The following is a 17,256-nucleotide window of genomic DNA, read 5'->3' on the forward strand; positions in this document are numbered from 1 at the left end:
GACTACTCCTCTTCACCTTCGTACAGCGCCAACTGGTCGAAAACCACCAGTGCCACCCGGTCGGGGTCATCGGTCGGGTGAACCCGCAGTGTGTGGTGCGGGTTCGGTGCGTCGTCGACGATGATCACGCTTCTTATCCCGGCCGGGAGGTTCGCCGGCCAGTCGATCTCGTCCGTCGGCTCCTCCACCAGGACGTGCGCACGCTTGCCACGCAGGCCGGTCTGGTCGTAGCGCAGCGGCGTGGGATTCGCCTGGTCGGTCATGTGGTGTCCTCTTCCTGATCCTGCGGACGGTCATCGTCGGGCCCCCGCATGGGCGGCAGATCGGGTGGATTGTCCGGATCGATCCCCAGGTCTGCGTTCACACTGCCACGGCTTCGGGTGGAGCTGGCAACGATGGCCTCGTAGATCTCATCTCCGACGCGCCCCTTGGCGCGGTTCCGTTCCACGAGCTGGTCGAAGGTCGGATTCGGTTCGTTGGCGTTGAGCCATTCGGCCGCTTCCCGGTTCTCCATCAGTGAGCGGGTCCAGCTTCGGATGGTCGCACGCATCCCGTACATGGTCCTGGCGCGCTCTTCGGCACTGACCCCGTCGCGCAGGAGTTGATCCCGGAGTTCCCGCATCCGCAACTCGAATGTGGTGTAGACGGTGCGGGTCTCCTCGTCGGTCAGGGTCCCGGCCGCGTAGTGGCTGTGGGTGGCGCCGTCGATGATCGCTTGGTAGACGTCATCGCCCGACAAGCCCTTGCGTTCGTAGCGGGCGACGAGATCGTCGAACGTCGGGGCGCTCTCGTTTGCCGACAACCAATCTGCCGCCGGCCGGTTCTCCATCAGTTCCCGCGTCCAGGCCCGCAGCGAGCTGCGCATGCCCGCCAGGGTCCTGGCGCGGTCCTCGATACTGACGCCGTCGCGGGTCATCTGCTCGTTGAGCGCCCGCAGTCCGAGTTCGAACTGCGAGTACACCGCGCCGGTTTCGATGTCGGAAAGGCTGCCCGGGGCCAGGCGGCTGTGGGTGGAGGTGTCGACGATCGCCTCGTAGATCGCATCGCCGGTCAGACCCCGCTCGGCATTGCGGGTGACCAGGTCCTCGAACGTCGGGTTGGTTGTGTTGCGGGACAGGAACTCTGCTGCGTCCTGGTTGCTCATGAGCTGGTAGGTCCACGTGCGCAGGGAGTTCCGCAGGTCCGAGAGCTGCCGGGCCCGGTCTTCGGCGCTGACACCCGCCTCGGCCAGTCGGTCGTTGAGCGCGCGCATCCGGAGTTCGCCGTCGCTGAACACCCCGATCGCCTGTCCTTCCGACAGGGTGCCCGGTGCGTGGTCGGGCAGGCCGAGTTGCCGCGCAACGGAATCCGGTCCGTCAGGATGCGCCCGGACGGGACCGACGGCATCCGCGGCGGTGCCCAGCCGCAGCGGGACGTCGTGCAGCGGGGTCACCGCTTCGCCGTCGGCGTCGAGGTAGCCGACGGCCGTGCGGTCGACAGCCCCCTGACCCCAGTGCGGCGGCCATCCTGAACGCTGCCCGGTGGCTCGATCGATCAGGTAGATCACGTCGCCGTCGTTGACCGCCAGGTACGCATGGCCGCCGCCGCGGCCGCCCCGCCAGCGCGAGGCCAACACCGCCGACGAGCCATCGCCCAATCGCCGTAGGGCCTCGGCCACCTGGTCGTAGGTGGCGAAGCGCGACGAAGATCCGATGGCGTCGAACAGCACCCGGGCCGGCACACCGGCGCCCGTAGCGTCGGCGTCCACCCGGTAGGTGCGCCCATATCGCTCCGACAAACGGTCGGCGACATCGTGTGCGCAACTCTGCGTTGGGATTTGGGTATCACCGCCGGGCTCCACGATCGGTGGGCCGGGCAGATACTTCACATAGTGGATCGAAGTGTCGTCGAGCAGTTGCCGGCCCAGAGTCGGTTCGGCGTCGGTCGCGAGGATCGCGAGATCGATCGGCTCGGGCAGCCGCGGGTGGCCGACTTCGAGGCGGGACACGATCTCGTCGAGAACGGCCTGCGCCTCGGGACTCACCTGGTCGCGCAGCTCGCGCGCGGCGTCTTTGATGCCGTCGAGCGACTCCTGCAGCAGTTCCGGGTTGGTGTCCCAGGTGAATCCCCTACGCGCCCAGGCGTTGCTGCCCTGCATGTCGGACATCAACTCGATGCGATCGACACCGGAATTCACGTAGAACTGGTCGAGTTTCGACGTCAGCGCTTTCGAGAAGCCTTTTCCGCGGTGGACGGGGTTCTCGATCTCGACGAGGACGTTCCTCACCACGAGGTGGCCGTCGCCGTCCCGATAGAACTGCCGCGTGATGTTGCCGATTTCGGTATCGCCGCTCCGGATCACGCCGTGCAGGTCGAAGCCCACACCGTCGAAATTCTGCGCGGCCTGGAACTCCACCTGATACGGCCCATACCTACCGGACAGATCCGCGGCGAGCCGGCGCGCCTGAACCAGGTCGGTGCTGTCCACTGCCTCGCCGAGGCTCGCTGAGAAATCACTGTCCCCCGGATGACCTTGGACGTCGCCGATCGCATCGGCGGCACTGAGGTACTTGACCCCGCTCCAGTAGGTACCGGTCAGCAGATCGCGACCCAGATGCGGTTCCTCGACAGTGGCCAGGCCTGCCAGGTCGAAGGGCTCGGGGAGGTCCGGCCGACTCGGATCAAGGCGCTGCACAACATCATCGAGGATGACCCGCGCCTCGGGACTGACCTGATCTCGCAGCCGGAGAGCCGACTTCCTGACGTCGTCGAGCGACGCCTGCAATTTCGCGGGATCGGGGTTCCAGGTGAAACCCTGGCGGGCCCACGCGTACCCACCGTCCTGTTCGGTACGCAGCTCGACCCGGTCGACGCCGGAGATCGCGTAGTAGCCCTCCAACTGGGCACGCAACGCCTTCGAGAAACCCTTGCCGCGGAAGCCCTTGTCGGGAATGTCGATCACGTTCTGCTGAGCGACCAGTTCGCCCGCGCTGTCGCGGACGTAGGTCTGCTGCATGAACCCGACTTCTTCATCGCCGCTGAGGATCATGCCGCCGACGATGACCTCGCCGGAGCGCCCTTCGGCAATCGCCCGGAACATCTCGACGCGGTACGGGCCGTAGACACCGGAGAGATCCGCGGCCAATTGCCGGACCTGTTCGGCGTCGAAGTTGTCGATGACCTCACCCAGCGGTTGGGCATAGCGAGTGTCGACGCGGCGGGTGGTGGGGTCCTGGGCGCGGTACTCCTGTTGTCGGGTCAGGAAATCGCTGTCGGCGGATGGGAGGCCCTTGACGTCGCCGACGCTGTCGGCGGCATGCAGCGAAACCTGTACGGGCTCGTCGCCGATCGGGTGGACCGGTTCGCCGTTTTCATCGAGGTAGCCGACGGCGATGCGATCGACTGCGCCTTCGCCCCAGTGCGGTGGCCACGGCGAGTACTGCCGGGTACTCGGGTCGTAGAGTCGCACCTGCCGGCCGTCGGTGACGGCGAGGTAGGCGTGCCCACCCTGGCGGCCACCATCGGATGCCCAGCGCGACACCACGACTGCCGATGATCCGGCGGGCCGGCCCAGCAGTTCGGCCTCTATCTCGTCGTAGGTCGCGAACTGGGAGCGGGACTGCACCGCGTCGAACAGTGCCCAGGCGGGCACGCCGGTGCTCGAGGGTGCAACGGACAGATCGAAGCGCCCGGGGTAGATCCTCGACAACTCGCCGGCCACGCCATAGGCGCAGTTGTCGTCGGCCCGGCTCGGCGCGGAGTCGCGGCCGAACAGATTCTGAATCCACCCCTTCAATCCGGTGCGGGCCGGAGCCACCGGCGCAGAGTCCAGGTACTTGACGTAGTGCACCCCGTTGCGGCCCGGCACCGCCCCGGTGCCGTCGAGCAGGTCGCGGCCGAGCTTGGGTTCGGCGGTGGTCGCCAGGTTGGCCAGGTCGATGGGTTCCGGCAGCCTTGGGTTGCTCGGATCGAGTTGCGATACAACCTGATCCAGCAGAATCTTGGCTTCGTCACTGACGGTTTCCCGTAGCGAAGCGGCCGACATCTTCACCCGGTCGAGTGACTCCTGCAGCTGACGTGAACCAGGATCCCACGCGTAACCTCTGCGGGCCCAGGCAAAGGCACCCTTGTCGTGGGTCGTCAGCTCGATGCGGTCGACACCCGAGTGCACGTAGAAGCGTTCCAGCTCCGCGGTCAGGGCTTTGGAGAATCCCTGACCGCGCAGATTCTTGTCCTTGATGACCACGCCTGTGTGATAGGCGACGAGGTTGCCGTCGGCATCCCTGGAGAACGACCGCTGGATGGTGCCGATCTTGGTGTCACCGTTGAAGATATCGCCCGTCAGCAGGACCTCGTCGGTCAGGTTTTCGGCGCGCAACTGGATCCGGTAGGGGCCATACCTGCCGGACAGGTCCTCGGCGAGCCTGCGGACCCGGGCGTGATCGGAGGCGTTGTCGACCACGTCACCCAACGGCTCTGCGTACCGGGTGTCCACCAGCCGCGTGGCGGGGTCCTGCGCCCGGTATTCGGCCTGCCGCCGGGAGAAGTCCGAATCAGTCTGCGGGCCTTGGACATGGCCGACGGCGTCGGCGGCATCGAGTTGCAGCGGCACATCGGTGGTCATCGGCCCGACCGGATCGCCGTTGGTGCGCAGATAGCCGACGGCGGTCTGGGACACCGCGTGCTGACCCCAGTGCGGCGGCCAGGGTGAGTACTTCCGGTTGTGCGGATCGTAGAGCTGCACCTGACCGTCGATCTTGACGGCCAGGTAGGCGTGCCCGCCCTGGCGCCCACCGGTCCACTGCGACGTCAGCACGGCCACCCTCAGTGACGGATCACCCAGCAGCGTGGCCTCGATCTCGTCGTACGTCGCGAACCGCGCGTCGGAGCCGACCGCCTGGAACAACGCCCGGGCCGGTACACCGCGCCGCGACGGTGAGGTGCCCAGCTCGAACTTCCGGCCGCCGAACAGTGAGGACAATTCCTGGGTGACCGTCACCGCGCAGTTGGGAGGCCGGCGCCACAGCGCATTCCAGAAACGGCGGCCGCCAACCCGATCTCCGGCGGGTTCGACGGTGCGCAGCAACGGCGCGTGCCGACTCCGGCCCAGCTCGGTGCGGTGCTGCTCGGTAGTGACGGCATCTGTACGCCCGGCAGCGATGCGACCGAAATTGGTCGTCGCCTCAGTGTTCAGGAAGTACGCGTGATGGGTGCCACCGGTGGCCAGACGGTTCATGGCGACCGGAGGTTCAGCGGTGACCCGCACGGCGCCAAAGGAATCCATCGCCGGGTCGGTGCCGAGGCCGATACCCAAGATCCGGCCGTTGGAGCCGGCGCTGCGACCGCCCAACGCGGTGACCACATCGCGCGACGAGGAGGCGACGAATACGTTGTCGGCGCCGATGCCGAACTCACCGGCAGTACGCACCGGACCTGCCCCGGGCGAGCCGACCAGGGACACGGTGCGGACTTGACCGGCGAATCTGCCGTTCTGACCGGCATATCCGGTGGTGGTCGATCCGTAGGAGTAGCCGAACACGTGGTTGCCGGAGAAATGGCTGCCGTCGCCGGCGAGCGTATCGCGGGCCGCGTTGAATGCCCTGATGTCGCTGTAGAGGATGTCGCCACCGGTGCGGGCCATGCCGTGCCCGGCGGCACGCAAGATGTTCCCGCCGCTCGGGGCGTCGTATCCGACCCAGGCGATCGAGGCCGCCGACAAGTCCGGGTTCTCCTGCTGCACGGCCTGCAGATGGTTGAGCGCGGACGTGGAGTTGAAGCCGAGCAGCGAGTCGACCGTGGTGGCAACTCCCGGCACGTGCCAGGACACCGAGTCCGCGGTGTAGGGGTCGGCGCCGTAGCTGAGCACTGCGCGGCCATCGCCACCGAATTCTGTTGCGTCGAAGGCCAACAGCAGCGGGCCGTCCACCCCGGCCTGCGCGGCGTCGACGGCCGCCTTACGCAGTGCAAGGTCCAGTTTGTCCACCCGGCGGAGGAACTTCCGCTCGTTACCGGTCAGCCGCTCCCCGCGATCCGCCTTCGACTGGATCGCATCCGCTTGCTCGCGCATCTGCTGCAGAACATGACGATTCGCGCGGTCACGGTCCGCCGCCGCGATTCCTTCGGCGTTGCCGACGTGCTGCGGGTACGTCTCGACGAGGGCGTTGCGCTGTTCCTCCGTCAGTCCGGACCACCAGCGGGCGTTGTTCGCCGCGCGGGTCGAGGCTTCCTCGGCCGGCCCCATCGGGTTGCGCAGTTCGTCGGGCCGCACCGGCGGAATACGCCGCGACAGGGCGTCATCGGCCACCAGCTGAACCGCCTGGCGATCAACCGTTTCCGTCGTGCCGCTGACGCTGTCAGGCACCATTCCGGAATGCTGTTGTGTCGTGGTATCCCCGAGCAAGGCATCGGTTCGGCCCGGATGATCGGTGGCGACCCAGTCCACGCCCAGGTCCCGGGCGAACTGCACGTCGGCTTCGTTGTTGACCGTCCAGCAGTAGGTTGCCAGTCCCCGCGCCGCCGCCGCACCGACGAGTTCGGGGTTACTCCGCAAGGTGTCGATGGACGGGCCGATCGCACTGGCGCCGACCAGGCCGGCCAGATATCGGGCCGACGGACCCAACAGCACCGTGGTGAGGTTCGGCGCGGCCATGCGGACCCGCAGCAGCGCATCGGGGAAGAACGAGATCACCGCCGCCTGAACCTGTTGGTCCGAGCCAGGATTGGTCAGCCCGTGGCGTTCCAGCACCGCGACGACCTGCCGCTCGAGCTTCCAGCCCTGCTGCGCCGGATGTTTGGTCTCGATGAACAGCCGCACCGACTGGTCGGCGTCGAGCGCCAACTGAACGAACTCGTCCAGGGTCAGGATGCCGTGGCCGTTGTAGTCGAGAGCCTGCAACTCGGCCAGCGTCATATCGCCGACCCGGCCGGTGCCGTTCGACGTGCGGTCCACGGTCTTGTCGTGGATGAGCACCAGTTCGCCGTCTTTGGTGAGCCGGACATCGCATTCGAGGGCGTCGGCACCCTGCCGCAACGCTTCGGTGTACGCGGCTCGGGTCTGCTCGGGGAAGTCGTGGGAGGCCCCGCGGTGGGCCACCACCTGGGTTCCGGAACGCTCCGCGAAGGTCCGTGAGCCTGCCTGGGTGACGACGTGATTGCCGGTGAACGGGCCGGTCTCGCCCAATGATTCGCGCGTCGCATGGAAGGCGGCCAGGTCCTGGTGCAGCGCTCCGGTGTCGGCACCGATCCAGGCGATGGCCGCGGAATCCTGCTGCCCGGTCGTATTTTGCAGCCCGTCGAGCGCGCGGACGGTCACGGTACCCAGCTGCTCAATGGATCCGCGAGCGGTTTGCCACGTCACGCTCGTGGCGTGGAACGGGTCGGCGCCGAAGCTGATGACAGCGTGACCGCCGCCGTTGAAGGCCGTGGTGTCCAGGGCGAGTACCAGCGGAGCATCGAGGCCGGCCCGGGCAGCGTCGGCGTCAGCCTTCCGCACCGCCAGGTCGAGGCGGTCGACACGGTCCAGGAAGGCACGTTCTTCGCGGGTGGCCCGGCCGAACTGGTCGAGCTTTGTCCGGATGTTGTCGGCCCGGTCTCGATAGTGCTGCAGTGCAGCACGATTCGCGGTGTCTCGATCGGCGGCCGTCCTGTTGTCGACGTTTCCGTGTGCCAGACCATCGGGAAGCCCTTGCACCCTGCCGATGGCGGCCGCGGCGAACTGGTTGTGCCACCGCCCCTTTTCGAATGGTTTACCGTTTTTGTCCAGATAGCCGACGGCGGTCTGGGTCACCGCGTCCTGCCCCCAGTGCGGGGGCCACCCCGAATACTGCCGGGTGTGCGGGTCGAAAAGCTGTACCTGGCCGTTTACATTTACCGCCATGTACGCGTGGCCGACGGGTTGTCCCCCGCTCCAGCGCGACGCCATCACCGCCATCGAGCCCGAGGGCCTGCCCAGCAGCGTCCGTTCGATCTCCGCGTACGTCGCGAAATGGGCGCTGGAGCCCAACGCTCGGAACATTGCCCGCGCCGGCGTCCCGCGGCGTGAGGGCGCGACGTCGAGCTGGATGTCTCGGCCGGTCCGTGCCGACACCTCTGCCGCCAGAACCTGGGCGCAGTCGCTGCCCCGGGTCCAGCGCGGGACGCGATTCCGGTTGTGTGTGTCGGTTGGGTGCATGACACCGGGTGCGTCGTCGAGGCGCATGACGGGTCGGCTTGCCGCGGGTTCGACGGTACGGGAACCATTTTCATTGACGGTACGGTGCAGTTCGGCGTGAACGTCGTCGTAATTCCCGGCGGCTATGCGGCCGATGTTGGTCAGCGATTCGGTGCGGATCGCATGTGACGGGGTGACCAACCACTGCCGGGTACCCGGACCGTCGGTTTCCAGGAAATCGAAGTACGCGTTGTGTGTCGTCAGGGTGTCTTTGCGGTCCATCGATGCCGGGAACTCGCCGCTGGCGCGCTGCGCGCCGAACGTGTCCATCGCCGGGTCGGTGCCAAGGCCGGTCCCGAAGCGCCCCATCGAACCTGGTGTCCGGCCGCCCAGGCCCGTGACGAAGTCCCGCGACGACGAGACCACGAATACCCTGCCGCCGGCGAGGCCGAACTCGCCGGCATGCTGCAAGGGGCCGGTACCCGGTGAGCCGACCAGTGTCACCGTGGTGACGTGGGGGGCCAGCCGTCCGTCGACCCCGGCGTAGCTGGTGGTGGTCGAGCCGTACGAGTGGCCGAATACGTGGTTGCCCTTGAAATGGCTTCCGTCCCCGGCGAAGGCATCCCGTACCGCGGTGAAAGTGCTGATGTCGGTGAAGAGCATCTCGCCGCCACGTTGCGCCAAAGTGGTACCTGCCACCCGCGCCGACGCCGATCCGTTCGGTGCGTCGTAGCCAAGCCAGGCGATCGAGGCGGATGACAACGACTGGTTCTCGGCGTGCACCGACTGCTGAATGTTCAACGCGCAGTGCATGATGTAGTCGAGCTTGTCCAGCTGTGAGCCCAGGCCGGGGACGTACCACGACACCGAGTCCGCCGTGTACGGGTCAGCTCCGAAGCTGACCAGCGCGCGGCCGTCACCGCCGAACGCGCCGGTGTCCAGCGCCAGCAACAGCGGGCGGCCTTCCCCGGCCTGCTGGGAAGCATCGTCGGCCCGTTGCATCGCGGTTTCGAGCCGGTTGATCCGGACCAGGAAGGCTTCTTCCTTCGAGGTGGGTTTCTGGCCCGCGTCGATCTTGGCCTGCACCTTGGCGGCCTCTCGGGCGTGCTGCCGCAGGGCCTCGCGATTGGCGTAATCGCGGACGGCGGAAGGGATGCCCTCGGCGTTGCCGATCTGCTGCGGGTACGTCTGGAGCAGCGCTTGTTGCTGTTCCTCCGACAGCCCCGACCACCAGGCCGCATTGTTGCGCGCCCGGGCCACCGCCTGTGGTTCCTTGCCCAAGGGATGCACCAGGTCATCGACGGCCAGCGGTGGAATCCGTTGATCCAGCGCCTCGTCCGCCACCACACTGGCTGCGGACGGCTCGATATCACCCGCACGCCATCGCGGATTCCACGGGCGGCGCGGGCCGTCGCGGTCCGCGTGGGTATCGCCATCCAGCCGCAACGCCCGCCCCTCGGCCGGATCCACCGTGCGCCCGTCGACAACCCGGCGGTGCCCTTCGAGGTCGAGTCTGTCGGTGCGGCCGGCGGCAATCCGCCCGGAGTTGGCCAGAGATTCAGAACGTACCGGTGGTCCGTCGCCCTGATTCACGTGGTGGTGGTAGCTCTTGTGGGTACCGACGGTGCTGGTGGTATTCATCGAGGACGGGAACTCGGCGGTGACCCGCACCGCCCCGAATTCATTCATCGCCGGATCCATGCCCAGACCACGCCCGGCGAAGCGGCCGTTCTGCTCCGCCCTGCGCCCACCGAAACCGGTGACCGGGTCCTGCGAGGAGGACGCGACGAACACGTTGCCGGGTGTGAGCCCGAATTGACTGGCGTGGTGCATCGGGCCGGCGCCGGGCGAACCCAGGAGCGTCACGGTGCGGATGTCATCCTTCAGCCGGCCACCGCGGCCCGCGTAGCTCACTGTGGTCGACCCGTAGGAGTGGCCGAAGATGTGATTGCCGGTGAACATGCTGCCATCCCCGGCCATGGTGTTGCGCGCAACGTTGAAGGCCCGGATGTCGTTGTAGAGGATCTCGGCACCGGCGCGCGCCAGTTTCGGGCTCAGCACCCGGCCACTGGCCGCACCGTTCGGCGCGTCATAGCCGATCCAGGCAATGGCCGTGGCCGCCAGCGTGGGGTCCTCACGTGTCGTCGACTGCACGTGGTTCAGCGCATTGCGCATGTTCCCTTCGAGCTTGTCGACCGTAGTCGCGAATCCGGGCACCAACCACGACACCGAATCCGCCTGGTATGGATCCGCCCCGAAGCTCACGACTGCCCGACCGTCACCGCCGAACTCGAACGGGTCCAGCGCGAGCACCATGGGCCCGCCGACCCCCGCCTGCGCCGCATTCGCCGCCGCTGCCTGCAACGCCGCATCCAGCCGGTTCACCCGCAACAGATTGGCGAGTTCGTTCTTCCCCGGTCGCACACCACGGTCGATCATCGACTGCACGTGGTCCTGGAAACGCTTGATCGCAAGGCGGTTCGCCGTATCCCGCGCCGCCGGCGGGATACCTTCCGCGTTGCCGATCCGCGCAGGATACGACTCGATCAACGCTTGACGCTGTGCGTCGGTCAGGCCCGACCACCACGCCGCGTTGTCGTGGGCCCGCGCCACCGCATCGCCGGACCGGCCCAACGGGTTGACCAGATCGGCGGCCCCGGCGGGCGGAATCCGCTGCGCCAACGCCGCATCCGCCACGGCCCGGGTCGCCGCGTGTTGTGACTGGCCACCGGCCGCGGACCAGTCGGGTTCAGTGACGGCGTGCTGCGGGTCGACTTCGATGTCGGCATCGCGCCACCGGGGGTTCCACCAGTTGCGACCCTGACTGTTGTTCCGGGCCCCTGCGGGTTCGACAGTCTCCCTGCGGGTTCCGAACAATCGCCCGGGCCGCTCCTGCATGGTGCGGTGGGTTTCGAGGTCGAGTCGTTCTGTGTGCCCTGAAGCGATTCTGCCCAGGTTCGCCAGCGATTCGGATCGGACCGCGTGCGCCGGAGTGACCAGCCACTGCCGAGTGCCCGGGCCGTCGGTCTCCTGGAAGTCGAAATACGCGTTGTGGGTGGCGGTGGTGTCCTTGCGGTCCATCGACGCCGGGAATTCCGCGCGCACCCGCTGCGCGCCGAAGGAGTCCATCGCCGGATCGGTGCCCAGCCCCCTCCCCAACCGGCCCTTCGAATCCGAGGTCCGCCCACCAAGACCCGTTACGAAGTCGCGTGACGACGAGGCGACGAACACGTTGCGAGGGTCGATCCCGAAATCGCTGGCGCGCTGCAACGGACCCGCTCCGGGCGAACCGAGCAACGTGATCGTGCTGACATGCTCTCCGAGTCGCCCACCGCGTCCGGCATAACAGGTGGTTGTCGACCCGTACGAATGCCCGAAGATGTGATTGCCGGTGAAATGGCTACCGTCACCGGCGAATGCGTCCCGCGCCGCGTTGAACGCACTGATGTCGGCGTGCAGGATGTCGCCGCCGGCCTCCGCGAGAGTCGAACTACCGACCCGCACCGTCCCCGAGTCATTCGGTGCGTCATAACCCAGCCAGGCGATCGAGGCGGCCGAGATGGACGGGTTCTCGGTACGCGTCGACTGCAGGATGTTCACCGCGCAGTGCATCAGGTAGTCGAGTTTGTTGATCTGTGCGCCCATGCCGGGCACGTACCACGACACCGAGTCCGCCACGTACGGGTCGGCACCGAAGCTCACCAGCACACGACCGTCGCCGCCGAATGCCGGCGGATCGAACGCCAGGATCAACGGGTCCCCCACGCCGGCCTGCTGAGCGGCAGCGTCCGCGCGTTGCAGTGCACTCTCGAGTCGATTCACCCGCAGCAGGAAGTCGAGCTGTGTGTCGTTGGGGCGGGTACCGGCATCGATCTGAGCCTGGATGTCGGCGGCACGGTCCAGATAGCGTTGCAGTACACGACGATTGGCGGTATCGCGAGCGGCGGCGGGGATGCCTTCGGCGTTGCCGATCTGGTAGGGGTACGCCGCAATGAGCGCCTGCTGCTGATCCTGGGTCAGCCCCGACCACCAGGCGGCATTGGCCTGGGCCCGGGCCACCGCCTGCGGCTCGTTCCCCAGCGGGGTGACCAGATCGTTGATGCCCACCGGCGGGATCCGTTGCCCCAGTGCCTGGTCCGCCGCCACCTGCGCCGCCGACGGCTCGACTTCGCCCGGATGCCACCGCGGATTCCATCGGCGCCGCTCTCCGGGCTGGTTGGTGTCGGCGTCGCCGTCCAGTCGCAGGGCCCGCCCCTCGGCCGGCTCGACGGTGCGCCCGTCGACAACCCTGCGATACCTTTCGCGGTGCACTTCCTCGGTGCGACCCGCAGCGATCCGCCCGAAGTTGGCCAACGATTCCGTACGCACCCGGGGATCGGCGTCGCCGTCCATGTACCGGTAGTAACTTCGGTGGGTTCCGACGCTGCCACCGTCGTTCATCGACGCCGGGAACTGGGCGGTGATCCGTACCGCCTCAAAGGTATCCATCGCGGGATCCAGGCCGAGGCCCCGACCGTAGAACCTGCCATTCTCACCGGGCTCGCAGCCGCCCAATCCGGTGACCGGGTCCAGCGACGAGGATGCGACGAAGACGTTGTTTCTTCCGAGACCGAACTCGCTGGCATTGCGCATCGGACCGGCGCCCGGTGACCCGAGCAATGTCACCGTGCGGATGTCGTTGGCCAGCCGCTGGTTCCGACCGGCGTAGCTCGCCGTGGTCGAGCCGTACGAGTGCGCGAAGATGTGGTTGTCACGGAAATGACTGCCGTCGCCGGCCACGGTGTCACGTGCCGCGTTGAACGCTCGGATGTCGCTGTACAGAATCTCAGCGCCCTGGCGGGCGAGTTTGGGGCTGACAACTCGGCCAGTCGCCGAATCATTCGGTGCGTCATAGCCGATCCAGGCAATCGACGTCGCCGCCAGTGTCGGATTCTCCCGCAGCGTCGACTGCAGGTGGTTCAGCGCATTGCGCATGTTCCCTTCGAGCTTGTCGATCGTCGTGGCCAATCCCGGCACCAGCCACGACACCGAATCCGCCTGATACGGATCCGCGCCGAAGCTCACCACTGCCCGGCCGTCGCCACCGAACGCCGGCGGATCGAACGCCAGGACCAGCGGCGCGTCAAGGCCGGCCTCCGACGCCTCGCGTCCCATCTGCTGCAATGCGGCGTTCAGCCGGTTCATCCGCAGCAGGAACTTCTTTTCCGGCTTCGTCAGCTTTTCGCCGCGGCCGAGCTTCTGCTGCACATGATCCCTGGCCATCTGCAACGCGGTGCGGTTCGCCAGGTCGCGGGTGGCCGGCGGTATGCCCTCGGAGTTTCCGATCTGGGCGGGATAGGTCTTGACGAGGGCATCGCGTTGCGCCTCGGACAGACCCGCCCACCAACGCACGTTTGCCTCGGCCCGCGTTCTGGCGTCCTCGGCGACACCCAACGGGTTGGCCACATCCTGAGCGCCTGCGGGTGGATCCCGCTGCGCCAGCGCCTCATCGGCGATCTCGCGAGCGCTCTGGACGGCGGCGGGTGCGGGGTGCAGGGCCGGAACGTCGGTCTCAGACGACGAGTCGAGTTGGGTGCCAGGGGTGCCCCGATTGGCCCCGAATGCTTCCGTCCAGGGGTCGGCACCGAGGCTCACGTCGACGATCGGAGTTCGCCCGGCCAATCCCGTGGGCAGGTCTCGCGCAGAGGAGACGACGTGGACGTTGTCCGCCCCGATGCCGAAATCGGTGGCACGATTCACCGGCCCGGTTCCCCGCGAGTCGGTGAGAGTGACGCTGCGAATATCGTTGGCCAGCCGACTGTCTCGCCCGGCGTAGCCAACGGCGGTCGTACCGTAGGAATGGGCGTAGATGTGGTTGTTGGTGAAGTGACTGCCGTCCGCGGCCCGGGTATCGCGGGCCGCGTTGAATGCCCGAATGTCGCTGTAGAGGATCGCGCCGCCCTCGCGAGCGAGCCCATGCCCGGCGGCGCGCCAACCACTCCAGCCGCTGGGTGCGTTATAGCCCAGCCATGCGATCGAGGCAGCCGACTGCGTCGGATTCTGCTGAAGCGTGGACTGCAGCTGGTTGAGCGCACCGTCCATACAGGCGCCGATCCGGTCGATCGTCGTGCCCTGCCCGGGCACGTGCCACGACACCGAATCCGCCAGATACGGATCGGCACCGAAGCTGACGATCGCGCGACCCTGACCACCGAATTCCGACGCGTCGAAGGCCAACAGCATCGGTGCGTCGACCCCGACCTCCTGCGCACGGGCTTGTGCGTCGGTGAACGCGCTGTGGATCCGGTCCAGCCGGGCCAGCATCTTGCTCTGGCTGCGGCTGAGCCGATGCCCGCTGTCCCGCCAGGACTCCAACTGCCGACGTTGCGTCTCCAGTAGTTGAGTGTTCGCCTCATGGCGGGCGGACGGTGGGATGCCCTCTGCGTTGCCGATGTGCTGCGGGTGCACGTCGATCAAGGCACGCTGTTCCGGCCCGGACAATCCGGCCCACCAGGTCGCATTGGCACGCGCCCGCGCATCGGCTGATTCCATCAGCCCCAGTGGGTTTCGCACGTCACCGACGTCGACCGGAGGTACGCGTTTCGCGAGCGCCTGATCAGCGACCTGGCTCTGCCGTGTGACATCTCGCCACTGCTCACCCGGCGCCTGGTCTTGCGTGCCCTGCACGTCGCCCACCGCGATCGCGGCGTCGAGATCATCGGGGCGGGCCCCGAGCTTGTCCACCGGATTTCCCTGTGCGTCAAGGTAACCGACGGCGGTGACAGACACGGCGCTCTGCCCCCAGAACGGTGGCCAGCCCAAGCGTTTCCCGCGGTGCAGCAGATAGACGTCCGTGCCGTCGTAGACCGCCACATAGGCATGCCCGCCCTGGCGTTGTCCGTCTCCGGTCCACGCAGACGCGATGATCGCGGCCGAGCCGGGTTTCATGCCCTTGAGCGTGGCCTCGATGTCGTCATAGTCGGTGGCGAAGTCGGCCCGCGAACCGGTGGCCTCGAACAAGGCCCGCGCCGGCATTCCGGTGGGCGACGCCTCTCCGTCGACCCGGTAGGCCTTTTTGAAATGCTGCGACAGATCCTGGGCCGCGACGAGCACACAATTCTGGTCGCCACGGGTCGGACCGCCGGTTTCGGTGACCTCGGATGTCACCTTCGTCGGTGTGACGTCCTCGTCGGTGCCCTGGGCGACGGGCTGGGTGGTGTTCTGGGCGCGGGCCGTGGGCACTCCCGCCACCTGGGATTCCGGCCCGCTGGGCCGCGCTGTCGAAGGTGCATCCTTGGGCTCGGCAGACTTCGGATCAGGTTTCGTGGCAGTCGGTTTGGCTTGCTCAGGTGTGGTTGCAGTGGTGGTGTTGACCGAGGCGGGCACAGTCGGCGTCGTACTCGGAGTCGCTGTACTCATCGGAGATGCCTGGGTACCGACGACCACCGGTCCCTGCTGCACGGGGTCCTGCTGCACGGGTTCGGCAGCCACATCGGACGCCTGCGCGACGTCTGCGACCGGCGCGACGTCCGTGACCGGCCCGGCATCAACCGAGGCCGCTACAGCATCAGTTGAAACCTCGGGGCTTGAAACCTCGGTACTCGAAACGTCCGCAATCGGGGCGTCTGCAACCGACACATCCGCCGCCGGCCCTGCGACGTCCTGATCTGAGCTGAGCGTGGCCGTGTGAGCGGGCTGCGCAGCATCCTGTTCGGGGTCGCCACGCTGTGTGTCGGTTTCGGGGTCGGTATCGGTACTGGCAACGACGTCGTTGTTGGGGTCGACGTCGTCGTTGGTGGTGGTGTCGTCGTTGGTGTCGACGTCGGTGTTGGTGTCGGTTTCGGCATCGGCTTTGTCGGATTTCTCTGGCGCCTCAGAGGTTTCCTGGTCCGCCGAATGATGAACGGGGTCTTTCGATTCGCCGTTTCGGGGCGCGGACTTCGAATCAGCCTGTGGAGTGACGTTGTTCGTCTGCGCACTATTTCCGCGCCCCAGACCCGCCTTGGGTGGCAGCGCGGCGGGACTGGCGGCATCGTCCTGCTTCTTCTGACCGGTGTCGGTCTCACCGTCGTCGTCGCTGTCCTGCTTGCCGGTGTCGAATTCGCCGTCCGGGTTCTCGCCGCGCAGTCCGACGTTGGGTGGCTCAAGCTGTGTTCTGGCAGTCGGACTCGTGGTGTTCGTGGTGGGGTGATGGCCCAGGCCCGCACCCCTGAGCCCACCGATACTGGTGGTGGTCGAGCCGGCGAGGATCGACACGGTATCGAACTCTCCGCCGACCGACAGCGTGCCCGCCACGTTTCCGACCAGCCCGGCGGTGAACATGACAGTCCCACCCTTGGCGGCGCGCATGATCCGGTTCCGGCCGGGCCCCAATGCGCGGCCCATGGGCACGGCGGAGGCGCCGCCCGCTCCACCACCGACTGCCGAGGAGATCGCCGTCTGCTTGAACCGGTCCCACCGGAACCCGGAGTGTCCATTGTTCGCCTGGATGCCCTGGACGATGCCCTCTTGAAGCAGTCCCTGCCCCAGCTCCTCAAAGGTTTCCTGAATGGTCTCCTTCAGGATCTGGGTCATCAACTGCCTACGGAACAGTCGGTCGACCATCGTCTTGGTCAGCAGCTCGCGCATCCTGGCCACAACGCGTTGCAACGCCGCCATGACGATCCGGCGGATCGCTTGCATCGTCGTCATCTCGATCACCGGAATTGCCGCTGTCGACGCGCCCATCGTGGGACCTGACATCGAAAGGGAATACGAAATCTCGGCGGCGGCCAGGATCAGCCCGACGATGATCGACAGCTTGCTGTATTCGATCTCGGTTGCGAAATTGGTGGCACCCTCGCCCATCGCCGAAATGCCCTCGGCGAGTCTGTCGACCGCGTAGTCACCGTCGAACAGCATCGCGAACTGCTGCTCCGCGGCCTCAGCCGTGTCGCCGAACAGGACCGACATCGTCTCACCGCGGACCCTGTTCAATTCAGGGACGAGGTCCTGCAGCGCTTCGGCCGCGGACTGATAGTGCTCGCCTATTCGGCGGGTGCGGGACTCGCTACCTTGGGGCCACTCACCGCCCGCGAGATATGACACCCATTGGATCGAGGGCGGGATCTCAATGTCCATAAGCGAATCGGTGTGGCAGGTGGCCTATC

Annotated in this window: 2 protein-coding genes; both read right to left on the reverse strand. The window is 67.0% G+C overall.

Features of this window, described 5'->3' with window-relative positions; translation table 11 throughout:
* Nucleotides 1-2 precede the first annotated feature (2 nt).
* Nucleotides 3-263: a hypothetical protein gene (locus tag AB0I14_RS22355; RefSeq protein ID WP_358026042.1), complete on the reverse strand. Its 261-nt coding sequence runs from the start codon at nucleotides 261-263 to the stop codon at nucleotides 3-5.
* Nucleotides 260-17,227, reverse strand: a complete 16,968-nt coding sequence (locus AB0I14_RS22360) for an alpha/beta hydrolase (RefSeq protein ID WP_358026044.1) — start codon at nucleotides 17,225-17,227, stop codon at nucleotides 260-262. Before AB0I14_RS22360 ends, AB0I14_RS22355 begins: the two co-directional genes overlap by 4 nt.
* Between the last annotated feature and the right edge of the window lie 29 nt (nucleotides 17,228-17,256).

This window comes from Mycobacterium sp. NPDC050441, from assembly GCF_040655355.1.
Classification (GTDB): domain Bacteria; phylum Actinomycetota; class Actinomycetes; order Mycobacteriales; family Mycobacteriaceae; genus Mycobacterium.

Excerpts from the sequence above, each read along its gene's own strand:
- AB0I14_RS22360 (WP_358026044.1), bottom strand. The coding sequence starts at position 17,227 with ATGGACATTGAGATCCCGCCCTCGATCCAATGGGTGTCATATCTCGCG.
- AB0I14_RS22355 (WP_358026042.1), bottom strand. The coding sequence starts at position 263 with ATGACCGACCAGGCGAATCCCACGCCGCTGCGCTACGACCAGACCGGC.